Origin of the sequence: Paenibacillus thalictri, assembly GCF_004307995.1 — a bacterium.
GTDB classification, from domain to species: domain Bacteria; phylum Bacillota; class Bacilli; order Paenibacillales; family NBRC-103111; genus Paenibacillus_AF; species Paenibacillus_AF thalictri.
The window spans coordinates 1-23,719 of the sequence record NZ_SIRE01000030.1 but is presented as its reverse complement, the minus strand read 5'-3'; the positions used below and the strand labels follow the sequence as shown (position 1 = coordinate 23,719).

The 23,719-nt window shown below is 52.6% G+C and carries 22 protein-coding genes and 2 pseudogenes; 14 read left to right on the top strand and 10 right to left on the bottom strand.

Going from position 1 to position 23,719, the window contains the following annotated elements; genetic code table 11:
* Positions 1-9 precede the first annotated feature (9 nt).
* Positions 10-975: an ABC transporter permease gene (locus EYB31_RS32465; protein WP_240763118.1), complete on the bottom strand. Its 966-nt coding sequence runs from the start codon at positions 973-975 to the stop codon at positions 10-12.
* Between the two features lie 229 nt (positions 976-1,204).
* Between EYB31_RS32465 and EYB31_RS32460 the strand changes: the two genes are divergently transcribed.
* Together EYB31_RS32460 and EYB31_RS32455 are read left to right on the top strand one after the other, a co-directional pair.
* Positions 1,205-2,818, top strand: a complete 1,614-nt coding sequence (locus tag EYB31_RS32460; protein ID WP_131017663.1) for a response regulator transcription factor — start codon at positions 1,205-1,207, stop codon at positions 2,816-2,818.
* On the top strand, positions 2,815-4,620 hold the full coding sequence (locus EYB31_RS32455; RefSeq protein WP_131017662.1) for a cache domain-containing sensor histidine kinase: 1,806 nt from the start codon (positions 2,815-2,817) through the stop codon (positions 4,618-4,620). Before EYB31_RS32460 ends, EYB31_RS32455 begins: the two co-directional genes overlap by 4 nt.
* Positions 4,621-4,712: 92 nt before the next feature.
* Here the strand turns inward: EYB31_RS32455 and EYB31_RS32450 are convergent, their stop codons facing one another.
* The 3 genes from EYB31_RS32450 to EYB31_RS32440 form a co-directional block, all read right to left on the bottom strand.
* Positions 4,713-4,934 (bottom strand): cold-inducible protein YdjO-related protein, encoded by a 222-nt coding sequence (locus tag EYB31_RS32450; protein WP_131017661.1) that lies wholly within the window; start codon positions 4,932-4,934, stop codon positions 4,713-4,715.
* Positions 4,935-5,150: 216 nt separating this feature from the next.
* A complete protein-coding gene (locus tag EYB31_RS32445) occupies positions 5,151-5,588 on the bottom strand; it encodes a cupin domain-containing protein (RefSeq protein WP_240763117.1) in 438 nt (145 codons plus the stop codon).
* Positions 5,589-5,720: 132 nt separating this feature from the next.
* Positions 5,721-6,686 (bottom strand): quinone oxidoreductase family protein, encoded by a 966-nt coding sequence (locus EYB31_RS32440; RefSeq protein WP_131017659.1) that lies wholly within the window; start codon positions 6,684-6,686, stop codon positions 5,721-5,723.
* A gap of 168 nt (positions 6,687-6,854) precedes the next feature.
* Between EYB31_RS32440 and EYB31_RS32435 the strand changes: the two genes are divergently transcribed.
* Positions 6,855-7,295, top strand: a complete 441-nt coding sequence (locus EYB31_RS32435; protein WP_240763116.1) for a MarR family winged helix-turn-helix transcriptional regulator — start codon at positions 6,855-6,857, stop codon at positions 7,293-7,295.
* A gap of 130 nt (positions 7,296-7,425) precedes the next feature.
* Here EYB31_RS32435 and EYB31_RS32430 read toward each other — a convergent pair.
* The 3 genes and pseudogenes from EYB31_RS32430 to EYB31_RS32420 all read right to left on the bottom strand — a co-directional run.
* A pseudogene (locus EYB31_RS32430) lies at positions 7,426-8,189 on the bottom strand (SDR family oxidoreductase).
* A 233-nt stretch (positions 8,190-8,422) separates the two neighbouring features.
* Positions 8,423-9,970 carry a catalase gene (locus EYB31_RS32425; RefSeq protein WP_240763129.1) on the bottom strand — a complete coding sequence of 516 codons (1,548 nt, stop codon included), beginning with the start codon at positions 9,968-9,970 and terminating at the stop codon, positions 8,423-8,425.
* 235 nt (positions 9,971-10,205) lie between these two features.
* Positions 10,206-10,301, bottom strand: a pseudogene (locus tag EYB31_RS32420) (cell wall hydrolase); the annotation flags it as partial.
* 123 nt (positions 10,302-10,424) lie between these two features.
* On the opposite strand from EYB31_RS32420, the gene EYB31_RS32415 reads away from it, so the two are divergent.
* Entirely contained in the window at positions 10,425-10,706 is a 282-nt protein-coding gene (locus EYB31_RS32415) for a hypothetical protein (RefSeq protein ID WP_131017657.1), read from the top strand.
* A gap of 121 nt (positions 10,707-10,827) precedes the next feature.
* On the opposite strand, the gene EYB31_RS32410 is transcribed toward EYB31_RS32415, so the two are convergent.
* The gene (locus EYB31_RS32410; RefSeq protein ID WP_131017734.1) at positions 10,828-12,093 is read right to left on the bottom strand and encodes a sensor histidine kinase; all 1,266 of its coding nucleotides are present in this window, start codon (positions 12,091-12,093) and stop codon (positions 10,828-10,830) included.
* Entirely contained in the window at positions 12,093-12,770 is a 678-nt protein-coding gene (locus EYB31_RS32405; protein ID WP_131017656.1) for a response regulator transcription factor, read from the bottom strand. The genes EYB31_RS32410 and EYB31_RS32405 overlap by 1 nt, the downstream gene beginning before the upstream one ends.
* Positions 12,771-13,053: 283 nt before the next feature.
* On the opposite strand from EYB31_RS32405, the gene EYB31_RS32400 reads away from it, so the two are divergent.
* From EYB31_RS32400 to EYB31_RS32360, 9 genes are all read left to right on the top strand, one after another.
* Positions 13,054-13,794, top strand: coding sequence for a polyphosphate polymerase domain-containing protein (locus tag EYB31_RS32400; protein WP_131017655.1), 741 nt, complete (start codon positions 13,054-13,056; stop codon positions 13,792-13,794).
* Entirely contained in the window at positions 13,788-14,468 is a 681-nt protein-coding gene (locus tag EYB31_RS32395) for a DUF4956 domain-containing protein (protein ID WP_131017654.1), read from the top strand. Before EYB31_RS32400 ends, EYB31_RS32395 begins: the two co-directional genes overlap by 7 nt.
* Positions 14,469-14,488: 20 nt before the next feature.
* Positions 14,489-16,489, top strand: coding sequence for a carbohydrate-binding domain-containing protein (locus EYB31_RS32390; protein WP_131017653.1), 2,001 nt, complete (start codon positions 14,489-14,491; stop codon positions 16,487-16,489).
* A gap of 273 nt (positions 16,490-16,762) precedes the next feature.
* A complete protein-coding gene (pqqA, locus tag EYB31_RS41600; protein WP_420819490.1) occupies positions 16,763-16,834 on the top strand; it encodes a pyrroloquinoline quinone precursor peptide PqqA in 72 nt (23 codons plus the stop codon).
* Positions 16,835-16,883: 49 nt separating this feature from the next.
* Positions 16,884-17,804 (top strand): pyrroloquinoline quinone biosynthesis protein PqqB, encoded by a 921-nt coding sequence (pqqB, locus tag EYB31_RS32380; protein WP_131017651.1) that lies wholly within the window; start codon positions 16,884-16,886, stop codon positions 17,802-17,804.
* Between the two features lie 7 nt (positions 17,805-17,811).
* Positions 17,812-18,522 carry a pyrroloquinoline-quinone synthase PqqC gene (gene pqqC, locus EYB31_RS32375; RefSeq protein WP_131017650.1) on the top strand — a complete coding sequence of 237 codons (711 nt, stop codon included), beginning with the start codon at positions 17,812-17,814 and terminating at the stop codon, positions 18,520-18,522.
* On the top strand, positions 18,519-18,797 hold the full coding sequence (gene pqqD / locus EYB31_RS32370) for a pyrroloquinoline quinone biosynthesis peptide chaperone PqqD (RefSeq protein ID WP_131017649.1): 279 nt from the start codon (positions 18,519-18,521) through the stop codon (positions 18,795-18,797). Before pqqC ends, pqqD begins: the two co-directional genes overlap by 4 nt.
* Complete coding sequence (pqqE, locus tag EYB31_RS32365) at positions 18,788-19,903, top strand: pyrroloquinoline quinone biosynthesis protein PqqE (RefSeq protein WP_131017648.1); 1,116 nt, start codon at positions 18,788-18,790, stop codon at positions 19,901-19,903. Before pqqD ends, pqqE begins: the two co-directional genes overlap by 10 nt.
* A 21-nt stretch (positions 19,904-19,924) precedes the next feature.
* The gene (locus EYB31_RS32360) at positions 19,925-20,872 is read left to right on the top strand and encodes a dipeptidase (protein WP_131017647.1); all 948 of its coding nucleotides are present in this window, start codon (positions 19,925-19,927) and stop codon (positions 20,870-20,872) included.
* A gap of 240 nt (positions 20,873-21,112) precedes the next feature.
* On the opposite strand, the gene EYB31_RS32355 is transcribed toward EYB31_RS32360, so the two are convergent.
* Positions 21,113-21,508 carry a cupredoxin domain-containing protein gene (locus EYB31_RS32355; RefSeq protein ID WP_131017646.1) on the bottom strand — a complete coding sequence of 132 codons (396 nt, stop codon included), beginning with the start codon at positions 21,506-21,508 and terminating at the stop codon, positions 21,113-21,115.
* A gap of 261 nt (positions 21,509-21,769) precedes the next feature.
* On the opposite strand from EYB31_RS32355, the gene EYB31_RS32350 reads away from it, so the two are divergent.
* Positions 21,770-23,509, top strand: a complete 1,740-nt coding sequence (locus EYB31_RS32350) for a pyrroloquinoline quinone-dependent dehydrogenase (protein ID WP_131017645.1) — start codon at positions 21,770-21,772, stop codon at positions 23,507-23,509.
* Positions 23,510-23,719: the final 210 nt, after the last annotated feature.

Sequence of the window (23,719 nt, the reverse complement as noted above, 5' to 3'; positions counted from 1 at the left end):
ATACATCACCTACCATATGCTTCTTCCGAGCGTTTTTTTGCAAATCGTATTGCAGGTAGCGATTAGGATCAAAGCGATCACCGATTCGAACAAACCCAGCGTGGTCGCGATGCTGTAATCCATCCTCCCGAGTCCGATTCGGTAAATATATGTTTGGATAATATCGCCGACGCTGTAGACGGACGGGTTGTACATGGCCAGCACCTGCTCAAAGCCGGCGTTCAGAATATGGCCTACACGCAAAATCAGCATCAACGCAATAATCGGCATCATGCCGGGCAATGTAATATGCAGCATCTTCTGCCAGCGGTTGGCTCCGTCGATCATCGCTGCCTCATACTGCTGCGGATCAATGGAGGTAATGGCCGCCAGAAAGACGATCGCGCTCCACCCCATCTCCTTCCAGCCGTCTGACACGACAAGCAGCCCTCGGAACAAATCCGGATTTGTGAAAAATTTGATCGGCTCAAACCCAAGGCCCGCTACAAGCTGGTTGACAATGCCGTAAGTGCCAAGCATCGAATAAAACAAGCCGAATACGACGACCCACGAAAGGAAATGCGGCAAATAAACAAGCGTCTGCACCGTTCTTTTAAACCCGTTGCTTTTCACTTCGCCAAGCAAAACGGCCAGGATAATCGGCAGCGGGAACAGCAGCACCAGCTTGTAAATACTAATAATGAGCGTATTGCTGATAACGCGCAGAAAATCCGGCTTCGTAAAAATCGCCTGAAAATGCTTCATGCCTACCCAGGGGCTTTTGACAATCGAATCCAGCACCCCGTTGCCGACAAAAATGTTGAAATCTTTAAACGCCAGCGTCAGCCCGTATAGCGGTACAAACTTGATAATCAGCAGAAATACGATTCCCGGCAGCGACATGAGATACAAGCTGTAATGTTTTCTCCAGTATCTTGACTGCCATAATCTTCTCCCCTTCAGCCTCCCTTTGACAATAACCTCCGATTCTAACATGCTGTCATGTGCTCCTTCCGTACGGATTGAGTAAGTAAAACACAGTCGCTTTGCTTCGGTTAACCGCCGACTTGTGATTTTTATTGTACGGAAGCGGACTGGTTACCGCCATTAGACAAATGTATGATTTTCGGTAGTTTTCTATAGTGTTCCGATCGGCCGCATTCTCCGAAAGCGCTTCTATGCTATATTGATATCAGGGAAAACCGTGACAGAAGGAGCCGATAACATGTATAAGCTGTTGATTGCAGATGACGAATCCTTAACGCGGAAAGGGCTCAGGGATTACGTGAATTGGAGCCGGTTCGGCATAACGGTATGCGGCGTGGCCGACGACGGAACAACCGCCCTGCAGCTGGCCGAAGAGCTGAAGCCGGATATCGTGCTGACCGACGTAAAAATGCCTACGATGGACGGGATCAGGTTGTCCATGGAACTGCGCGCGAGGCTGAAGCACGTTAAAATTTTGTTTATCAGCGGTCACAACGACATCGAATATGTAAAATCGGCGCTTCAGCTAAACGCCGTCGATTATATTTTAAAGCCGCTTAATTTTGCCGAATTGGACAAAGTGATGGAGAGAGTCGTCGAACTGATCCGCGAAGACGAAAGACAGCGGGATATGATGGACCGCATGAACACCAAGCTGCTGCAAAGCATGCCGTTATTAAAAGAAAAATTTCTGATGACGCTCATTCGCGACGGGGGCGGCGAGGCGGCTGCGCTGGACGAGAAGCTGAAGTTGCTCGACATCACACTCCCTGCGGAAGGCCGATATATCGTTGCCGTCGTCCGCATCGACGACAGCGCCGACAAGCTTTCGCCGATGCCGGAGCGGGAGAAGCAGCTGCTTGCTTTTGCCGTGATCAACATTTGCCAGGAAGTCATTGATTCCAATATGGAAGGATACGTATTCGAAAACCGCTCGGGAGAATATGTATGTTTGCTTCGCTTGGCTTCTTCGGAAGCGGACGACCGGCTGTACGGCATGTTCAGCGACATGAAATTAACGCTCGGCAAGCTGCTCAAAATCAGCGTTACCATCGGCATCGGACACACCGCCGAAGTGCTGGGCGAACTGCCGGAATCGTATTATGCAGCTTCGCAGGCGGCCAATCATAAGCTCTTCTTGGGCAAAAATCAAATTATTACCTTGGATAGTTTGCAAGCGCATTCAGGGACAACCTTCCGGCTCACCGGGCAAGATTTGGAACTATGCGCTTCGCTGCTGAAGGCAGGCGATCATGAGAAGACGGCGGCGCTCATCAGCGGATTGTTCGCCCAGTTAAGCGAATACCGCAACGCCAGCTTGCGTTACTGCCAAAACACCGCCATGCAGCTGATGCTGACCGGCTCGGGGCTGTTGTTCGAATTAAAGCTGCATGACGACAGCTGGTCCGCGCGCGAACTGGATTTTTCCGACCGGCTGTTTCGGCTGGAAACCGTCGATGATATGAAGCGGCTGCTGCTTGATTATTTCAAGCTGATTTGCAATCTAATTCATACGAAACGGGACAATCACTCGGGCCTGGTTGTAGAGCAGGTCAAGCAATATGTAGGAAAACATTTTCACAGCGATCTGACGATCAACGATATTGCCGCCCACATATATTTGACCTCCACTTACGTATGTTTGCTGTTTAAGCAGGAGACCGGCGAAACGATCAACGAATATGTAACCAAAGTGCGGATGGAAAAAGCGATCGGCATGCTGGCCGACCTGAAATACAAGCTGTACGACATCAGCAGCGCCGTCGGATACAGCGATTCCAGTTACTTCAGCAAAATATTCAAGAAGCATACCGGGCTGACCCCTTCCGAATTCAGGGGCAAATATCAATGACAACGCTGCAGCGTTATTGGCATCTGCTCAGCGCCGTCACCGTCCGCAGACGTATTTTTACGTTGTATTTACTGTTGATCCTAATGCCCAGCAGCTCGCTGCTTTACGTGTATTATTTAAAATCGTCGGATATCGCCAAGCAGGAATTTATCCAATCCATGCAGCAAACGCTGAAGCAAGTTGAAATCAACATCAGCTATAAGCTCGACAGCGTGGCCAACGTTTCGGATATGCTAATCTCCAATCCGAATTTGTTCAGCTATTTAAGCATGGAAGCCGACGGCTTTGCGAGTTTTCGCCAGGTTCAAGCGATGAATGAGCTGAAAACGATCATCAACAGCGCACAGAACAACCGCGAGGTGTATTACGTCAGGCTGTTTATCCGGCCCACTCTGCAATATTCCCGCGAAGGCATCCAGTTTTTCCCGCTGGACGATATGAAAAAGCGGAGCTGGTACGAAGCGGTATTGGCCCGCAACGGGGCGATTTATTGGTCGGCGCCGTATGTCGAGCATTTTGCGGAAAATCAGGAGGATGTGCCCGTTATTTCTTCGACCCGTATGCTTCGCAATCCGAAAAACTACGATGATCCGCTTGGCGTGCTGATGATCGACATCAAGGAGCAGGAAGCGTTTAAGATGTTTTATTCCGTCATATTCGCAGCGGGTCAAACCGTCGGCATCGCCGACCGATCAGGCCAAGTCATTTCCCGGGCCGACCGGAACCCCGTGTTAACCGCGGAGCAAAAAGCTGCAATCGCCGGCCAAGATGAAGGTTATTTTACGGCAAGCGGTCAAGATCCCGGCTATTTGACGGTGTTTCATACGATTCCGGCCACCGGCTGGAAGATGATCGTGCAGGTGCCTTTAACGGATATTTCCGCCAAAAGCACCTCCTTAAACCGCGTATCGGGCATCATTGCGATTTTGTTTACATTTGTGCTGTTTGTAATCACGCTGTCGTTTGTATTTGCTTTTATTGCGGAAAGCATGGCACGCCGGATTAAAAAACTGATCGATACGATGCGCAAAGAAGGAATCGAAGATACGGAAACCCGGTTCGCCCAAGGTCAGGGAAATATGCTGATGCTGGAAAAAAGCATCTCCCACATGATCGGAACGGTCAGAATGCTGACCGAGCAATCGCTGCAAGCGCAAATTCATGAGAAGGAAGCGCTGCTGAAGGCACTGCAAGCGCAGATCAATCCCCATTTCCTCTACAATACGCTGGAAGCGGTCAATTGGATGGCGGTTCGCCGCGGGGCGACGGATATCAGCCTGATGATGGACGCTTTATCCAAATATTTCAGATTGACGCTGAACCAAGGCCAAGACCTGGTGCGCGCCGAAGATGAAATCAAGCTGGCGGAAACTTATTTATATATTCAATCCGTCCGTTTTGAAGATGAATTTACGGCAGAGATGGACATTGCTCCGGAGGTGCTGGATTATATCGTTCCCAAGCTTACGCTGCAGCCGGTCATCGAAAATGCGCTGCTTCACGGCATTCACAAAAACCGCGGCACACATGGCCTGCTCACAATCACCGGACGTCAAGACCACGGTTTCCTCCTGTTTACCGTAACCGACAACGGTACCGGCATTGCACCGGACAAGATGACGAAGCTGCTGAAGCCGCCCGCGCCTGGGGAGCAGACCGGGGGATACGGCTTGTACAACATGCATGAACGCGTGAGGTTATTCTCGGGAAGCGGAGGATATGTTCACATCACATCGGAGCCGGGCCAAGGCACAACCGTGACAATCCGGATCGCGGCCGTACAACCGAATCCGGTCAAGTAACTATAAGTTAAAAAAATAAAACAAAAAGGCGCAGCTCCGGTTGTCCTCCGTGACTGCGCGCTCATCTGGCTGTATATGACTTGATCCGTTCGTTATCTTTTTCGGCCGATCAGAAATTTCTTTTTGCCCTTTTTCGGCGTTTCCGGCAGATGTTTGTAGCTGCGAATCATCTGGCCTTTGCATAGAGGGCAGCTGGGATTCTCCTCAGTAACGAACTCTTCGCGAACCCATGCCTTGCATTCGGGTTCTTTGCATTTCCAAATTTGCACGTGCTTCATTTCATGTGACTGTTCTTCCGTAGTAATGGTAGCCATGACCAATCCAAATCCTCCCAATGAAGGTATGTATAAATACCTATTTTCCTGCGCCGAAATCCTCACCACAGACTATTTATTATAGTCTAAAATCGCTCAAGAGTCTCGCTTAAATTATGACAAAATAAAGACCGGCCTATGGGCTGGAAGAACTGGGCATATCTTGCCTATAAAACCACGGAATTTTACAGTTAAATTTCCACATAAAATGATAAATCATATCCGGTATCCAAACACTTTAGCAAGATGAGCTAAGCCGCCCAGCACCACTTTCTGTACGACAGCCGGAGGACTGGCAAGATATCCATCCCCGTATTTCCAAATGACGCCAAGCCAAAGCGGATTATACGGTACACCGCTTGGGTTCAGCTTCCCTTCGCACTCCAACTTGTGGTGCAGCGCAAACATTTCCCAGTGGAGCCCAGGCGGACGGATTTCATGCACTCCAATCAACGGCACTTCGCCGACATTCGAAAAGTGATGGACCTGCTTAGGATAAATGGTTATACGTTCGCCAGAACCCAGCACATTCTCGACTCCGTCTACATGAAATTGCATCAAACCTTGCTTCACCTCAAATGATTCCGTGAGCACCGGATGCCAATGGGGGGCATTCATCACCCCTTGCCGGGGCACCTGATGTTCGATTCGCAAAAAAGGTCCCGATTCATCATTTCCCCGCTCCAATAAGGTAACGGATCTTCCATCAGGATGACGTAAAATTTTTACGCCACCGTATTCTCCAAAGCTCCTATTCTCTTCGTCACGAGTATGCATGAAATCACCCTACTTCGTCGGGATAAACACAACCCGCTGTTCGTGGGAAATAGGCGCATCCCACATCTCCTCAACTTTAGAAAGGGAGAACGATACTGCGTTCACATTAAGTTTTCCGGACGCAATAGCGTCGATCAACGCGGGAAGTTCGGCAACATACCCGGCAGTAGAAACGGCACCTTGACCGCTGCCGATCACTTGAAAGTTAGCAGATCGAAGTGCAACGGACGGTATTGCAGCCGTTGGACCTGCAACCGAACCAATCTGAACCCAAGACAACTTGCGGCTTCGGTCCGATCTCCTCTTCAGCAAAGGAACCATCGCGGATTCAGCAGGTTTCCCCCACAGATAGTCAATGACGATATCGACTTCAGATGCTGCTTCGCCCAGTCGATCGGCAACCTCTTCCGGTTCCCCGACAAGTGAGACGATTGCGTCGGCGCCCAGCGCAGGAAGTGAATGAAGACGCTCTTGATCTCGCCCGGCTCCGATTACTTGACTTGCGCCAAGCAGTTTAGCGATTTGCACAGCCATTTGTCCGGAATTACCAGTGGCTCCAAGGATAAGAATCTTTTGTCCCTGCTGAAATTCAACTCGGCGACAAAGAGCCACCCAAGACGACATCGCCGGATTCATTGCTGCAGCAATTTGAACAGGGTCAGCACCCTCAGGAAGTGGGACACTACGCCGCAGATCGACAACCGATTTTTCTGCAAAGGTCCCAAAGGAAGTGTCGGGAGCTACGAAATAGACCAACTGACCATCCTCCAGCCGACCAACACCGTCAATACCTGGAATCAGCGGCAGCTCTTCTTTGCTTGTGTAATGGGAGCCATTTGCCTGCGATCGTACCCGAGGATGTAAACCCGCAGCAACGACGTCGACAAGAATCTCATGTTTTCCGTCAGGATTTGGCGTTTCGAACATTTCGTATTTTGCTGCAGAATCGAAAGAACGCACAACTGCTGCATACATATAAAAACCTCCTTTTGACTTTGCCAAAAATAGTTTGTTATACAAACAATATAGTTTGTTACACGTACAATGTCAATGTCTTTTGTGATACAATGTAACTATATACAGCTGGAATGCAGGGCTAATGCAGCGCTTGTTTAGAAACAGCTAGTCTGGAGTGAATTACTGATGAACGACGACAACTCTACGTTGCAAAGAAACCTATCGATGTTGGATAGCTTAGTACAACTATCATTCCTTGTCCAAGCTATACTTAACCGTGTAGGAGCCGATCATGATGTCTCGAACATACAAATTCGGCTGTTCGGAATTTTGCGGGATCGAGAATTGAGCATGTTACAATTGGCACAGTATCTCAACCTCGACAAATCCAGCATTACCGGTCTGATCGATCGCGCGGAACGCCGCGGGCTAGTCGAACGCATAAATGTTAAACACGATCGACGTGTAATCCATGTAAGAATGACACCCGCAGGGCAGCAACTTGTGCAATTAGCCGTTCGTGAGATCCAACAACAAATTAACACGGTAACCGAAGTCCTTAGTGAGAATGAACGCTCCCAATTTATTGCTCTCGCCTCAAAAATCCTGGGGGATTTTCCAAAATAAGAAAGAGAAGCATCGGGGAAAAGATACAAGATATGAGTGGGTAAAGAAAAGCGTCGGGACGATTGCCCGACGCCGCTTTTAGGGTTGGAGGTTTTTGAGACCGTTTATCAGCGATTCACTATTTCCGGATTTACAAATGTGAGCCGCCACTGGCATCGATCAATTGCCCGGTTATCCAGCGGCTGTCGGAGGAAGCCAGAAAAGCGGCTATATCCGCGACATCCTCCGGTTGCCCCCACCTTCCAAAGATAGAAAAATCAGCGCCATATTTTTGCGAGACAGGATCTTGCAGCATTGCGGCGTTCATATCCGTGGCGACGAATCCAGGTTGGATGGCATTAATCGTAATTCCGCGAGAGCCGAGTTGGCTGGATAAAGCGAGTGTCAGCGTGTTGATGGCCCCCTTGGTCATGCTGTATGCCGGAATGGCAGGCAGGGAAATTCTTGTTATAGAGGACGACAAGTTAATAATTCGGGCTTCGTCTCGTAAGCGCGGCAAAGCTTGTTGAGTCAGGAAAAATGGCATTTTTACGTTTATATTCATAATTTCATCGTATGCTTCTTCCGTAGTATCCTCGATTGGGGCTACTAAGGCGATCCCTGCGTTGTTCACTAGTATATCGAAGTAGCGTCGCCTGTACGCTCTTTCAACAATACATCCAATGTCTGATAAAGTGTCTGGATGCTTTCTAAAGAACCGAGTTTCGCACCAATCGCGAAAGCAGCCCCTCCACTCTGCTCAATGTTGTGTACCACTTCTTCCGCAGCGGCTCGGTTCGTGCCGTAATGAACGGCTACCAATGCTCCTTCTTGCGCTAAACGTGTCGCGACGGCACGTCCAATTCCCCGGCTTGCGCCCGTAACCAAAGCAACTTTACCTGCTAATCCAGTCATGATTTTAATCTCCTCTTGTGTCAAATAAGTACACGACAGTGATAACACAAGGTGAATGATGAAATGTTGCGCTTATATTCGAAAAACGCCTGACCCGCCGGCAAACCAGCGAATCAGGCGTTATTACATCCCGCTTATGGCAAAACAGCGCAAACGGCTAGAGCAGCGGCGGGCACGACGGCTGTCATACCAGCCGGAATACATGATCGGATTTACGCATGGGACGCGCAAGCTCAATACGGCCTAGCCGGCTCTCCTTCGCGCTGTGCGTTGCGGACGGCTTGGTCCGCTTTAGCGGAACCGGTATGCTCGCCGCTTTCGCGCTGCGCATCCGCCAATCCGTCGGTCACACGGCGTCCGTAATCCGGATCGGCTTTGGTGAAATAGTCGATCATTTGGCGACGGATTTCAGGGCGGCATATTTTCAAATTGTTGACCAGATTTTCAATCAGCTCATCCCGCTCCCACGCTTCAAACGACCGGTACGTCTCGCCCGCCTGGGCAAAATCGTTCGCCCGCTCGATCTTGCGCTGCATCAGGTCCGCATCATAATGCGGCTGGTGTTCCTTGCCGCTGCGCTGCATTTCCTTGAGGCCGCCGATCACGGAGGGCTCGTAATTGACATGCGGATTTTGCCCCGGTCCCGCATCGACAAAATAGGCCATCTGCCCGTCGCGCTGATTGGTCGCCACATGTTTCTTCGGCGCGTTGACCGGCAGCTGCAAATAATTCGTCCCGACCCTGTGCCGCTGCGTATCGGAATAAGAGAACGTGCGGCCCTGCAGCAGCTTATCGTCGGAGAAATCCAGCCCGTCAACGAGCACGCCGGTGCCAAACGCGGCCTGTTCCACCTCGGCGAAATAATTTTCCGGATTGCGGTTAAGCACCATTTTTCCCACCGGCAAAAACGGGAATTTGTCGGTTGGCCACAGCTTGGTCGGGTCCAGCGGATCGAAATCCAGCTCCGGATGCTCGCCGTCGCTCATGATCTGCACGCACAGCTCCCACTCGGGATATTCGCCGCGTTCAATCGCCTCGTATAAGTCCTGTGTCGCATGGCTGTAATTCATCGCTTGAATCCGGTCGGCATCTTGTTGGCGCAAGTTTTTGATTTCCGTGCGCATCGGCTCCCAATGATATTTCACCAGCACGCCTTGCCCCGCCTGATTGACCCATTTGTATGTATTGACGCCGGAACCCTGCATCTGCCGGTAGTTGGCCGGAATACCCCAAGGCGAGAACAGGAAGGTGACCATATGCGTCGCCTCCGGAGACTGCGAGAGGAAATCAAACATCCGCTCGGGATCATTCACATTCGTGACCGGATCGGGCTTAAAGGCATGCACCATATCGGGGAATTTGAGCGGATCGCGGATAAAGAAAATTTTTAGATTATTGCCGACCAGATCCCAGTTGCCGTCCTCCGTGTAAAACTTCACGGCAAACCCGCGCGGATCGCGCAGCGTTTCCGGCGAATGTCCACCATGCACAACGGTGGAGAACCGCACAAACACCGGCGTCCGTTTGCCTGCCTCTTGGAACAGCTTGGCCCTCGTAAACGTCGAGACCGGTCCGTCGCCGACCTTCCCGTAAGCTTCGAAGTAGCCGTGTGCTCCCGCACCGCGGGCATGCACGACACGTTCCGGTATGCGTTCCCGGTCGAAGTGAGATATTTTCTCGATAAAATGGTAGTTTTCCAGCGTCATCGGCCCCCGGCTGCCGACGGTGCGCACATTCTGATTATCGCGGATCGGATGGCCCTGCCGATTGGTCAGCGTCATCTCCGTTTCGCCATCGGCTAGCCGGGAATCACCCGGCCCTCCGGCACCCGTCACCGCTGTTCCCGGGACAGCCTGATCTACAGCGTTATGTTGTGTCGTATCGCTCATTGTCTTGACCTCGCCCTTTCGGATGAAAGTAAAATCTATGCGGTATTTTTATCCACAAAGCGTATATTTATACTGAAATGCCGGGTAAAAGAAAAAAGAGCCTGCAGGCTCCTCAATGCTTGGCGATTTAATATAAGCTGTACACATTGGCGCATTCTTCGGCGGTCGGTTCGTAGAAGCAGTGCTTCTTGAAGCGGCCGACCAGCGGCTGGTTATACCACGTGTCCGCTATAAAATTTTCAAAATCAGACAAGTTCCGCAACATAATATTACAATATTTTTACAATTGCCATGATATAATAAAGTTACGCTTAGGGAAGCTAAGCGATAATGGAGGGGATTGTCAATGAGCGAAATTGAAAAAGAAGCAGTACAAGCAGAAGAAGCTGCAGAGGCCGTAAGCGAAGCGGCCGAAGAAACGGCAGCAGCCGTTGAAGAAGAGACGGCCGAAGCGGCCGGAGAACCCGAAGCTAGCGAAGAAGCCGCAGAAGAAGCCGATGCCGTAGAGGCCATCGAAGCTTCAGACGAAGCGGCAGCTGAAGAAGAATTGGCAGAAGCCGCGGAGGAAGCCGCCGCTGCAGAAGAAGAATCGTCCGAAGCATCTGAACCATCTGATTCAGCCGAATAATTTCGTCTCAAATCCCTCTCTCCCAAGTGTAACATTCGAATTGTTCAGTAAAATTTAGCAACTATTGAAGAAGGAGTTAGGCGCTCTGAATGGGCCTAACTCCTTTAATATTTTAGAGATGTCAGCGGTCATGCAGCTGCACATAAAACGTCGTGGTTCCGTTCGGCATGCTTTTGACGGCAATTTTGCCGCGGTGCTGGGAGACGATTGATTTGGCGATAGCTAACCCTAAGCCGTAACCTCCGTTTTGCCGCGAGCGTGAAGCGTCGACCCGGTAAAATCGGTCAAAAATTTTGTCTACATGCTCGGCCGGAATACCCGCCCCGGTATTGGTCACGGTCAGTTGAACCTGGTGCTGGTGTTTTTTGAGCGTCAGCTTGATCGCTCCTTGCGGATTGGAATATTTGATGGCATTATCGAGCAAAATCATGGTGACCTGCTTGATTTGCTCGCTGCTGCCCTTAACGGTCAAGTCCGGTTCAATGTCGTAGTCTAACGAGAGGCCGCTCTCGTAAACGACCGCCTCCATAGTAAGGATGACGCTTTCGACGGCTTCGCTCATATTAAACGGAACTTGCATCATCTCCATTCTGGCGTCGTCCATCTCCGTCAAATAAAGAAGATCGTTCGTCAGCACCTTCATACGCTCCGTCTCCGACTTGATATGGTGCAGCCATTTGGCCTGCTCGTCAATCGTATCCTCGCCGTTGGCCAGCAGGACATCGGCGTTTGTATTGATCACCGCAAGGGGGGTCTTCAGTTCGTGCGAGGCGTCGGCGATAAAACGCTTCTGCTTCTCGAAAGCTTCCTTGACCGGCGCGATGGAGCGATTGGCAAAGTAGCGGCTGGCCAAATAAATAATGCCAAGCATAACCAGCGCGACTACAGCAAACGTATAGATCAGATTCGTCAATATGGTCTGTTCGGCGGTAACGTCCATATACACCACAAGATAACCTTCGGGATTCGGCTTCACCGTATAAGCCCAACGTGTGCCGGAAAGCGTAAACTGGTTTAAAGGCACAGGCTGCTCAGACGCTTTCTTCACAGCCGCGATATAAAAGTCGGCGGTCAGATCAAGCTGGGAGAACTTCTCCGTCACGTTCCACTTGCCGTCGGTTTGCAAAGCAAAGGAGAAAGCGCGCGCCCGGTCGCGTTCCATTCCCGGCCCATCCATGCCCTTGCGGCCTTGCGGACCGCCGCCCTTCTTCCCGCCGGCTCCCTCGGGTTTCAGATAGGAATCCGATACGTGATCAAGCTCCATCCCGATATCTTTGCGCACGTTCTGATACGTAAACGTATAGATGCTGGCGAAAGCCCCAAGCATAATCACCGATATGATGACCATGTTCATCAGAAGTAGACGGCTGCGCAGCTTGTCGAACATCACGAAGTCACCTCCAGCACGTAACCGACGCCCCGGATAGTATTAATCTTGACGGAGGAACTTAAGAAGACAAGCTTCTTCCGCAGAAACGAAATGTACACTTCCACGTTATTATGCTCCGCTTCCGAATCGAATCCCCACAGCTTCTCGATGATTTGCTCCTTGGACGTCACCGCCTGCTTTCTTGTCATCAACAATTCCAGCAGCTCGCTCTCCTTCAGAATGAGCTTCAGCTCCTTCTCCTTGCAAGTCAGCTTCAGCGTCGAGGTGTTCAGCTCCAAATCCTCGAATCTCAGTCCGTCCTCCGGCACTACTTCGCCTTTGCGGCGCAGGGCCGCCCGTATACGCGCAAGCAGCTCCCCTGTCGAAAACGGCTTGGCGACATAATCGTCGGCGCCATGATCCAGTCCGGCTATTCTGTCAGGAATCTCGCCTTTTGCAGTCAGCATAATCACCGGCGTATGGATGCTTTGCCCGCGAATCGTCTTTAATATGGAGATCCCGTCCATGCCCGGCAGCATGATGTCGAGAAGGAGCAAGTCGTAAATACCGCTCAAGGCGTTATCCAGCCCGGTTTGCCCATCGTGAGCGACATCGACGGAATAGTTTTGTTTTTTTAATATTTGCGATAGCGCCTCCGCCAGGTTCACTTCATCCTCTACAATTAATATTCTCATTCCTGCATCCCCTTTATGTTGGCATACCTTTATTGTGAGTATGGAACCTTTAATCAACCTTAAGCCGATCGAACCTCCCCCGCCCTCGCCGCGGCTCCGAACCAGCCGCCAGTTCCCGGTACGCAGGTCTTTCCACCCCACTCTATCATACTATTTCGGACAAGTTTGCAAAAAAATATTCGCTCTCCGGCCATTTAAGTTTCGTTAAAGGTTCGCGCCCTAATATACAGCTATGGAAGCGACGCACCGAATTCGGATAACAAGCGCAGAGGAGAGATGGAGCATGGCCATTGAAGTGTTCAACCGATACGAAAACAAATATTTGATGGATACGCAAGCTTTTCACCGTATATATGAGCGGCTGATGGACTATATGGAGCTCGACGATTACAACAAAAACAACAAAGTGTACTCCATCAGCAATATATACTACGACACCGAGCATCATACGCTCATTCGAAGCAGCCTCTCGAAGCCAAAGTACAGGGAAAAGCTGCGCATCAGGGCCTACGGTATACCCGAGCCCGGCGCCAAAGTATATCTCGAGCTCAAGAAGAAAGTATTCGGTCTCGTGAACAAACGGCGTACCGCGCTGAAGCTGGACGAAGCTTACGAGTTCGTGCGAACCGGGAAAGCTCCGGCGTACAGAAACGGAATGAACAAGCAGGTTATGCAAGAAATCGAATATTTTCTGTCGCGGTACGAATTGAAGCCGATGGTGTATTTGGCCTATGACCGGATCGCCATGTTTTGCAAAGGAAACCGGGATTTGCGAATTACGTTTGACGCCAATATCCGCTCGCGACGTTATGACCTCCGGCTGGAGCAAGGCGATTACGGCGAGCAGTTGATGGAAGAAGGCCAGTGGCTGATGGAGGTTAAGGCGGAGAAAACCGTGCCGGTGTGGTTGTCGAAGCTGCTGTCGGAGCTCCACATGTATCGGACCGGCTTTTCCAAATACGGCAACGAATACAAGAAGTCGATTCGCTACGCGAATCAAGAGAAGGAGCGGATCCTATGCTAGAGACACTTTTTAATTCCGGAGCAGCCGATACGACGTTAAGCTTGAGCCACGCGCTGCTGACTTTCGCCATAGCCATTCTCTTGGGCGGCATCATCAGCTGGACTTATACGAAAACACAGGAAAACTACTCCTCGAGCTTCACGCTTACCATGCTGGTGCTGCCGACGATTGTCGCCATCATTATCCTGCTGATCGGCAGCAACATCGCCCGCGCCTTCAGTCTTGCCGGAGCGTTCTCCATCATCCGCTTCCGCAGCGCGCCGGGGGATTCGAAGGACATCTCGTACGTCCTGTTTGCGATGGCGTCCGGCCTCGCCTGCGGCGTCGGCGCATACAGCTATGCCGCTTTATTCACCGTACTCCTGTGCGTGCTGATGTTTGTGCTCAAGGCTGTCAAATTCGGCGTGAGCAAAGAAACAACAAAGACACTCAAGGTAACCATTCCGGAAAACCTCGGATATGAGGAAGCGTTCGATGAAATTTTCAAGAAGTTCAATGTCGATTACGAGCTGAGAAAGGTGCGGACGACCGAGCTTGGCAGCCTTTACGAGCTTGTCTATGCCATCAAGCTAAGCCCTGGGACAAATCAGAAGGAATTGCTCGACGCCGTGCGTACACGAAACGGCAATCTCGATATTACACTTACCATGCACCCTGCCGTGCAGGAAAATTAAAAAGAAAAGAGGACTCTACTATGAACCGTTCAAATAAAGCCAAAATGTTTGCTATCGCCCTGTTGAGCGTAATGCTCGCCGCCGGCTGCAGCGCAGAGCCTGCCGCCACAGCTTCTTCCGCAGCTTCCGCCGCTGTTGCGGGAGCCACGTCAGCCTCCTCATCCGCCTCCGCGGCGGAGACAGCGGGTGTGGAAACGGTCAGCTTGGATGCTGCCAAACAGGCCAATTTTAAGGCCAAAGATGAGCAGATTGAATGGAGCCAGGCGGAATCGACAGCGATTACGCTGAGCGACGCCGGTGCAAGCGTCGCAGGAGCAGGTGCGGCAGCCGAAGGCGGAATCGTCACGATTACGGCGGCAGGCACTTATGTCGTCGCCGGCTCGATAACAAGCGGCCAGATCGTAGTCGACGCCCCCAAGGACGCGCTTGTGCACATTGTGCTGAACGGAGCCCGCATTACGAACAGCGTTGGCCCCGCGATGCATATCAAGCAATCCGATAAAACGATCGTGACGCTGCAGGACGGGACGGATAACGCCGTTTCCGACGGAACCGCTTATGCGGATACGTCCGAAGACGCGGCTGTCGGGGCGATCTTCAGCAAAAGCGATCTGACGATCAACGGCACCGGCAAGCTGACCGTTATCGGGCAAAAAAGCGACGGCCTTGTCAGCAAAGACGATTTGAAAATCATCAGCGGCACGATTGATGTTCAAGCTGCGGATGATGGCATCATCGGACGCGATTTGTTTGCGGTTAAGGACGGCGTCATCACGATCCAAGCGGGCGGCGACGGCATCAAGACGACCAATGACACAGCGGCGGATAAAGGTATTGTCGCCATCACGGGAGGAACCTTCACCATTACGTCCGCCAATGACGGCATTCAGGCGGAATCGTCCATGGCCATCAGCGGCGGCACGTTCAACATCGTCGCCGGCGGCGGCAGCGCAGCTTCGGCCAAGGCACATCAGGAAGAGCAGCCGCGCGGCTTCGGCGACCGTGCGTCAATGCAGCAGCAGCCACAAGCGCAAGCGGACAGCGCGGATACGCCAAGCGCCAAGGCGTTGAAAGCGAAGGGTGCTATCGCCATCGCGGACGGCACGTTCCAGATCGACGCGGCCGACGACGCGATTCACAGCAACAACTCGATAGCGATTGCCGGCGGGCAGTACAGTCTGGCGACAGGCGACGATGCGATTCATGCCGACAAAACCGTCTCGATCTCGAATGGAACGATCGATATTGCCAAAAGTTATGAAGGCATCGAGGGCACAAACATCGACATTGCCGGGGGCAGCATTCATCTTGTTTCACAAGACGACGGCGTTAACGTCAGCGGCGGAGACAGCCAACCGGCGGGTGGCGGCCGCGGCGAGCCCGGCGCAACCAACGGCAAGCTGACGATCAGCGGCGGTTACCTCTATGTGGACGCCGCGGGCGACGGACTCGACTCCAACGGTTCAATCGCGATGACAGGCGGAACCGTCATCGTCGATGGTCCGACTGACAATGGCAACGGCGCGCTGGATTATGACGGGACGTTTGAGCAATCGGGCGGCACGCTGATCGCTGCGGGCAGCGCGGGAATGGCTCAGGCGCCGTCCGACAGCTCGACGCAACGGGCTGTTCACATGACATTCCCCAGCACACTGCAAGCAGGTACGCTGGTCACGCTGACGGACAGCTCGGGCAAGACGGTAACGGCATTCGCTCCGGCGAAAAGCTTCGGCAGCATCGTGATCTCTACGCCGGAACTGAAAGCAGGCGAAGCGTACACGATCTCCACGGGAGGCAGCTCGTCCGGCAAGGCGACCGACGGCTTGTACGATGACGGCGCGGTCAGCGGCGGCACGAAAATAGTGACATTTACGCTCGGAGATAAAGTAACCTATGTGAATCAATCCGGCATTACGACAGCAAAAACCGGCGGTCCCGGCGGCGGCTTCGGTGGTGGCCCCGGCGGTGGACGCGGCCCGGGAGGCGGAGGCGCGGGCGGCGGAGGCCCGCAGCCCCAGTAAACGGCAATATGTTTGCTTGACCTGACCCAGCCGCTTAAGCCAAGCGTTAAGCTGAGCGTCAAGCACCCAAAGAAGCATGCTGTAAATGGAAGGGGCTGTTCCGCTATTGTTCTCGTGCCAGGGAACATTAGGGGATCAGCCTCTTGTTTGCTTTGTCCGAAATGCTCGCCGCCGCAATTCGTTGTTATAAACCCTGTTAACCGGCATATATTTTAGAAGCTTAAGCTTTTCAACAACGGTACGTTTGCGCCCCGAGTGAGGGAGGTGAGTGTCATGTGGGTTAAGCCTGATTTTGAGATCATTGAGGTTTGCGCTGAAGTCACGGCCTATGCTTACCAGAAATAATAACAACGTGCCGGAGAAATCCGGCTTCTATTTTTTAAGGGGGACGCCCATGTTACTGAAAGTATTAGGCTCCGCCGCCGGGGGAGGCGTTCCGCAGTGGAACTGCAGCTGCCCAAACTGCCGCAGTGCGCGGGCCGGGAACGGCATTGTCCGCATTCGCATGAATAATTCGTTAGCGATCAGCGCCGATGGAGAAACATGGTATCTTATTAACGCAACTCCGGACGTATGCGCGCAAATCGAATCCCATCCCGAGCTGTATGCCGGACCGCAATTGCGGAGCACACCCGTTTGCGGCATTCTGTTAACCGACGCCGAGCTGGACCATACGATTGGGCTGCTCAGTTTAAGGCAGAGCTCCGAACTTGCGGTATATGCCGCCGCCCCGGTGCTGAACGCTTTGACAGGCGCTTTTCCAGTTCGGCAAATCATTGCTCCTTACGCCACGTTCCATTGGGCGGAAATCAGACCCGGAGAATCATTCCCACTTTTTGGGGAAAGACTATCCGTATATCCTTTCTTGCTTGGCCGTAAGCCGCCCCGGTATGCAGCCCGCGCGGACAACTCCGGACCCGCCGCAGCGGATGATCCTTGGGTGGTCGGTTACCGATTCACCGACCGGCTGACAGGCGGCGTCGCCGTCTATGCGCCCGGAGTCGAGTCCTGGACGCAGGAACTGGAACGGCAGCTTCAGGATGCGGACTGTATTCTGATCGACGGCACGTTCTGGCATGCCGATGAGCTGAGGGATCTGGGCGCGTCGGAATTGGATGCCGCCGCCATGGGGCATGTCCCCATCTCAGGCCCTAACGGCTCTTTACGCCGGCTTGCGGAGCTACCTGCCCGCAGAAAGGTATACACCCATATCAATAACACGAACCCTATTCTCCATCCGGAATCAAGCGAGCATCGGCTGCTCAGCGAATCGGGAATCGAGGTGGGGTGCGACGGTTTGGAACTGGAGGTCTGAACGTACTGTGAATGAACGTTGGTCAAATGAAGAGTTTTTAGCCCGGCTTCGAAAGGTCGGGGCACTGCATTATCACGACAAGCATCCGTATCATGTCAGCATGCACGAAGGCAAGCTGACTCCCGAGCAGCTCCGGGCATGGGTCGCCAACCGGTTTTATTACCAGAAAAACATCCCGGTCAAGGACGCGCTTATCCTCGCCAAGCTGCCGTCCCGGGAGGAGCGGCGCAGATGGATTCAGCGCATCATCGACCATGATGGCCGCGAAGGAACCGAAGGCGGCATTGAAGCATGGGTCCGCCTCGGCGAAGCCGTCGGGATTCCGAGAGAAGAAATGCTGGATGAGCGTCATGTGCTGCCGGCAGTCCGGTTTGCCGTCGACGCCTATGTGAATTTTTGCCGCTTGGAGCCGTGGCCTATCGCCGTGGCCTCATCATTAACCGAGCTGTTTGCGCCTACCCTGGTGTCTCAACGGATCGGCGTGTTGGAACAATTGTATCCTTGGGTTCGGCCCGAAGGTCTCGAGTACTTCCGCTCAAGGCTGCATCAGGCTCCGCGCGATTCGGACCACGGGGTTGAGATCGTCATGCGGGAGTGCACTACGCGTGAGGAGCAGGAGAAAGCGATAGCGGCGCTATCGTTCAAATGCGATGTGCTGTGGGCGCTGCTTGACGCGTTAGCCCTCGCATATCCAAATAAGGAGGCGGTTCTGACATGACCGCACCGGGATTATCGGAACGTCCAAGGCTGCGCAGTCCGGCGCGGCTCAGATTCGATAAAGCCCGCCAAACCGACATGCTGCTGCTCCCGGAGCGTGTCGTCAATCTCAATGCTACGGCGGGAGCGATTCTTTGGCTTTGCGACGGCAGCCGGACGGTTTCACAGATCGTTCAGGAGCTGGAAGCAAGATTTAATCAATCGGACCTGCAAGCGGATATTGTGGAGTTTATGGCCCAAGCCGCGGACAAAGGATGGTTGGAGACATGGAAGTAAGCGCGCCTTATGCTTTAACTGCGGAAGTGACGCACCGTTGTCCTCTTCATTGCCCTTACTGCTCCAATCCGCTTGAGCTGCAAAAACGCGAGAACGAGCTTTCAGCCGATGAATGGCTGAGGGTCCTGGATGAAGCCAGCGAGCTGGGCATCGTGCAAGTTCATTTTACCGGAGGCGAGCCGCTTCTGCGGCCGGATACGGAGCTGCTCATTCGTCGGGCCCGCGAACTGGGGCTTTTCACCAACTTGATCACCAGCGGCGTCGGCGCTACCGACCAGCGCATCAAGCAGCTGGCGGAAGCCGGTCTGGACAGCATTCAGCTCAGTGTCCAAGCTCCCGAAGCCGAGCTGGCCGACCGAATCGCGGGATTTAAAGCCCATGACCTCAAACGCCAGGCCGCCCAAGCGATACGTGGCGGCGGACTTCCCTTACATATGAATGCCGTGCTCCACCGGCATAATATCTACCTTGTGGAAGACATCATCGAGCTTTGCGTGGGGTGGGGAGCGGCCCGGCTGGAGCTGGCCAACACCCAATACTACGGCTGGGCTTTTATGAACAGACGGAACCTGCTGCCTTCGAGAAATCAGCTTTCCGCCGCCGAAGAGGCCTATCACAGGGCCAAAGAACGATTCGGCAAACAAATCGAACTGATCTGGGTCATACCGGACTATTATGCGGAATTCCCGAAGCCCTGCATGGGCGGCTGGGGAAAATTATCGCTGACGGTCACTCCCGACGGGCGCGTTTTGCCTTGTACGGCTGCATCCGGCATCAAAACGCTGGATTTCGAATCGGTCAAAGAACGGAATTTGGCCTGGATTTGGCAGGATTCCCCCGCCTTCAACGCTTTCCGCGGGTTTGATTGGATGGCGGAACCCTGCAGAAGCTGCGACCGCCGCTTTCAGGATTATGGAGGCTGCCGTTGTCAAGCCTTTCTTCTAACAGGTGACGCACAGCAAACGGATCCCGTGTGCAAGTGGTCGCCTCACCACGCAACCGTCTCTCAATTTGTCGCCGCTTATTCCGCGCATACTCCGGATGACAACGAGCTGGATTCCAACTCTTATCGCCACTCTCCCAACTTTTCCTATCGCGGCAGGTAAGCCCCCTTGTGACGGAGGACGATGCCTGTGAAAATCTTCGACGCTCACTGTGACGTATTATGCAAGCTGCTGCTGGATCCCGGGCTCGATTTTGCCCATGAATGCAGCCTCCTGGATGTCACGCTTCCGAAAATGCTTGAATCCGGTATCGGTACGCAAAATTTTGCGATTTATTTGCCGGAAGACCTTGCCGGACAGTTTGACCTTGTGTTGAAAAGCATCGAATTGTTTCACGAACGGATTTTGTCGAACGGGCAATTGCGGTTTATCCGCACAAAAGACGATTTGCGGCTGGCGGCTGAAAATAAGCAAATCGGAGCTTTGCTTTCGCTGGAAGGCGTGGATGCGCTGCAAGGAAATATGACGTATTTGCGCACCTTGTTTTATTTGGGCGTCAGAAGCGTCGGCATTACGTGGAATCATGCGAACTGGGCGGCCGACGGCGTGATGGAGCCAAGGAAAAGCGGGTTCACGGCGAAGGGGCTGCATCTGATCCGCGAATGCAACCGGCTGGGACTCATTCTGGACGTCTCTCATTTGGCGGAAAAAGGCTTCTGGGAGCTTCATGAGCTTTCAGCGAAACCGTACATCGCCTCTCATTCCAACGCCTACACGGTTCGCCCGCATCCGCGAAACTTGCGGGATGACCAAATCGCAGCGATAATCCGCACCGGCGGCGTCATCGGCATCACTTTTGTCCCGCCTTTCGTCCATGCCACCGAACCTGTTGCCATGGAGAAGCTGCTGCCGCATATCGATCATATTTGCTCGTTAGGAGGCCGGCGCCATCTCGGACTCGGCTCGGATTTCGACGGGATCAAGGAATGGATCGTTGGTCTGGAGCATGCCGGCAACTATCAGCGGTTCGTTGAATTGCTGCAAAAGCATTACAGCGAAGACGATGTCGAGCATTTGGTCTACAAAAACTGGAATCATTTCTATACCAATCATCTGCCGGAAAACGAATGATATACATGAAAAAAGGAGCCCCTCCAACCAACGAGGGCCCTGAAAATGTAGCGGAGTGAGCGAAATCATGCTGGAGAAGCGTCAGCGTTCGCCTTTGTCCCCGAGTTTCACCCGCCGCAAGCGGGTATCATCCAAGAAATTCGGAGACAATCAGCGATTGGAAGCATGAATTCGCACATGCAGCGTTCACTATTTCAGTGGCCCCCGACCAGCGAGGGGCTCCTTTTTTTTGCGCATATCTTAGGAAACGGTAATCGTTCCCACCATATTATCGTGGCCCGAGCCGCATTGAATGGAGCAGTTGTAATCGAATTTGCCCGCTTTTGTTACGGTAAAGGTGGCGGTTTCGCCGTTCTTGACGTTCACCTTCAGATCCGGGATTTCCAATCCGTGAGATCCGTTTACGTTCTTCAACGTAAGTTTCACCGTATCTCCCACTTTCAGATTAATCGCCGGCGGATCAAAAGAAAAATTCGAAGCATTCACCGTGATTTCTTTGGTTTGTCCGCCCGCAGGGGGAGCGGTATTATTGGCCGCATTGCTCGCATTGCCGCCGGTGTTGGTCTTGTTGCCGCATGCGCTGAGCATCGTCAACACCGCCAGCACTGCAAACGTGAGTACAGCATAACGCTTCATTATGTATTCCTCCTGAATGTGAAAGAGATTTCGAAGTGCTTCAAGGATGTCTTTCTATATTGTTAAGATAGCCCGCACGGTTCCTTTTTATGCAGCACCTGCCTCCATCTCGAGCCGCGAGCGGGAGCTTGGATGCCCGGCGCTCCAGACTTCGTATGCTTATGAAAAAAAGCCGTGGGCCACTGCTGATTTTTTTTAACAATATAGGAAATAGTAACAATAAGACATGGCTAGAACATCATCAGGAGGTATCCATACTCAATGAAAATGAAAAAATCGAAGGCCATAAGCATTGCCTTATTAACGACAAGCCTTGCGTTAAGCGCCTGTACTTCAAACAAAAACAATAACGCAGCGCAGCCGCCGGCGACGGAGACTCCTCCGCCTGCATCCAGCACGACGCCGGGCAAGGTGACGGGAACCTCATTTGAAAACTTCGGAACCTACGGCTTTGATTTGGCAAACACCCGGCATGTGCCGTACAAAACCATCACCGCCGACAATGTCAAGGATTTGGGCATCATTTGGTCCAAAGAATTGAAGGCATTGGATGCGGACGTCAAAAACGGAAACCAATGTTATCCTGTTGTTATTGATGGCGTCGTATATATCACTACGGCAGGGAATCAAGTATTCGCTTTTGACGCGGTGACCGGCGGCCAGATCTGGCACTGGAAACCTTCCGCCGAACAAGCGGCCACCTTCAGCAAATCGGGTATTATCGCAAACCGCGGCGTAGCCGTAGGCGAAGGCAAAGTATTTATGCTCACTGTCGACAACCAGCTCGTCTCGTTGGATCAGAAAACCGGCACGCTGAACAAAATGGTGAAGTTATCCGATTCGATTCCGGATGTGACGCTGGAGAACGGGTACTATGAAACTACAGCGCCGGTTTATTCCAAAGGCATTGTATACATAGGCAGCAGCGGCGGCGACAATGGCGTGCGTGGTTTTGTTAATGCCTACAAGGCCAGCGATCTGACCCCGGCATGGGACAGCCCTTTCTGGACCGTTCCGCCTAAAGGCCAAGACTGGCTGGCCAACAGCAAATTCCAAGGCGGCGGCGCCGTATGGAATCCTCCCGCCATTGATGAAGAGACGGGTTTGATGTATTTTGCCGTCGGTAACCCGGCTCCCGATTTCTATGGCGAGGATCGCCCCGGAGCCAACCCGTATACCGATTCGGTCGTCGCCGTCGAAGCCGCAACAGGCAAGCTGGTATGGGCCAAACAAGAAGTCAGCCACGACCTGTGGGATTATGACGCCGCTGCTTCCCCGATGATCCTGAACGCTACCGTAAAAGGCAATAAACAAAAAATTGTCGTCGAAGGCGGCAAAAACGGCCAATGGTATGCATGGGATGCCAAAACGGGCGATGTGGTCTGGGACGGAATTCCTTTTGCCAAAATCGATCATCCGAAACCGACTCCGGAAGGCGTAACCGCGTATCCGGGCGTGCTTGGCGGCGAAAACTATGCCCCGGAAACTTACGATCCCGATTCGAATTATGTGCTGATCCCGGGTGTAGAGCAAGGCGTAGTGATCAAAGCGGCAAAAAATCAGGACGAGGCCGCAACTCCCGACTTCCCGGGGGCAGCCGCATTTGGTACCACGGAAGCCGCGCCTGCCGATGAAGTCGCTTTTGGCACGATTACCGCCATGGATGTGAACTCGGGCAAACAAGCGTATCAAATCAAAACAAAAGACCCGATGCGCGGCGGATTAACCAGCACCGCAACCGGTCTTGCCTTCTACGGCGAGCTTGACGGAAAAATCAACGCCCTCGATATTAAAACCGGTAAGGTTCTCTGGACATTCCAAACGCCGGGTAACAATATTCAGGCGGCGCCGGCGATCTTTACGGTCGATGGCAAACAGTATATTACCTTCACTTCCGGCGGCACGAAACCGATGGCTTACGTATTTGGGCTCGGCGGAGACAAGACGCAAGGAGCGGCAGGAACCGCGGAAGGCGGAAACGCACACGAACAAACCAAATAACGGGCTTCCGTCCGGCTCATAAAAGCGAGGCAAAAACTTGGACAAACTTCAATGTTTTTGCCTCCATTCTTATACGGATACGATAAAGTCCAGCGGTAATATGTCAAGTCCTGATCTGTGAAAATTGGAAATTGTTTTACCACGGTTGAGGTGGGAATCAGGAAAAATGGCAACACCAAGCTAAACCCAGTCGAAAACCGAAGTATCTTC

Coding starts and splice junctions, on each gene's coding strand:
- EYB31_RS32410 (WP_131017734.1), bottom strand. CDS start 12,093: ATGTTCGACAAGCTGCGCAGCCGTCTACTTCTGATGAACATGGTCATC.
- EYB31_RS32425 (WP_240763129.1), bottom strand. CDS start 9,970: ATGACGCTGACCAATCGGCAGGGCCATCCGATCCGCGATAATCAGAAT.
- EYB31_RS32450 (WP_131017661.1), bottom strand. CDS start 4,934: ATGGCTACCATTACTACGGAAGAACAGTCACATGAAATGAAGCACGTG.
- EYB31_RS32440 (WP_131017659.1), bottom strand. CDS start 6,686: ATGTATGCAGCAGTTGTGCGTTCTTTCGATTCTGCAGCAAAATACGAA.
- EYB31_RS32435 (WP_240763116.1), top strand. CDS start 6,855: ATGAACGACGACAACTCTACGTTGCAAAGAAACCTATCGATGTTGGAT.
- pqqD (WP_131017649.1), top strand. CDS start 18,519: ATGACCGCACCGGGATTATCGGAACGTCCAAGGCTGCGCAGTCCGGCG.
- EYB31_RS32350 (WP_131017645.1), top strand. CDS start 21,770: ATGAAAATGAAAAAATCGAAGGCCATAAGCATTGCCTTATTAACGACA.
- pqqE (WP_131017648.1), top strand. CDS start 18,788: ATGGAAGTAAGCGCGCCTTATGCTTTAACTGCGGAAGTGACGCACCGT.
- EYB31_RS32395 (WP_131017654.1), top strand. CDS start 13,788: ATGCTAGAGACACTTTTTAATTCCGGAGCAGCCGATACGACGTTAAGC.
- EYB31_RS32390 (WP_131017653.1), top strand. CDS start 14,489: ATGAACCGTTCAAATAAAGCCAAAATGTTTGCTATCGCCCTGTTGAGC.
- EYB31_RS32465 (WP_240763118.1), bottom strand. CDS start 975: ATGTTAGAATCGGAGGTTATTGTCAAAGGGAGGCTGAAGGGGAGAAGA.
- EYB31_RS32460 (WP_131017663.1), top strand. CDS start 1,205: ATGTATAAGCTGTTGATTGCAGATGACGAATCCTTAACGCGGAAAGGG.
- EYB31_RS32405 (WP_131017656.1), bottom strand. CDS start 12,770: ATGAGAATATTAATTGTAGAGGATGAAGTGAACCTGGCGGAGGCGCTA.
- EYB31_RS32455 (WP_131017662.1), top strand. CDS start 2,815: ATGACAACGCTGCAGCGTTATTGGCATCTGCTCAGCGCCGTCACCGTC.
- EYB31_RS32360 (WP_131017647.1), top strand. CDS start 19,925: ATGCCTGTGAAAATCTTCGACGCTCACTGTGACGTATTATGCAAGCTG.
- EYB31_RS32415 (WP_131017657.1), top strand. CDS start 10,425: ATGAGCGAAATTGAAAAAGAAGCAGTACAAGCAGAAGAAGCTGCAGAG.
- EYB31_RS32355 (WP_131017646.1), bottom strand. CDS start 21,508: ATGAAGCGTTATGCTGTACTCACGTTTGCAGTGCTGGCGGTGTTGACG.
- EYB31_RS32400 (WP_131017655.1), top strand. CDS start 13,054: ATGGCCATTGAAGTGTTCAACCGATACGAAAACAAATATTTGATGGAT.
- pqqB (WP_131017651.1), top strand. CDS start 16,884: ATGTTACTGAAAGTATTAGGCTCCGCCGCCGGGGGAGGCGTTCCGCAG.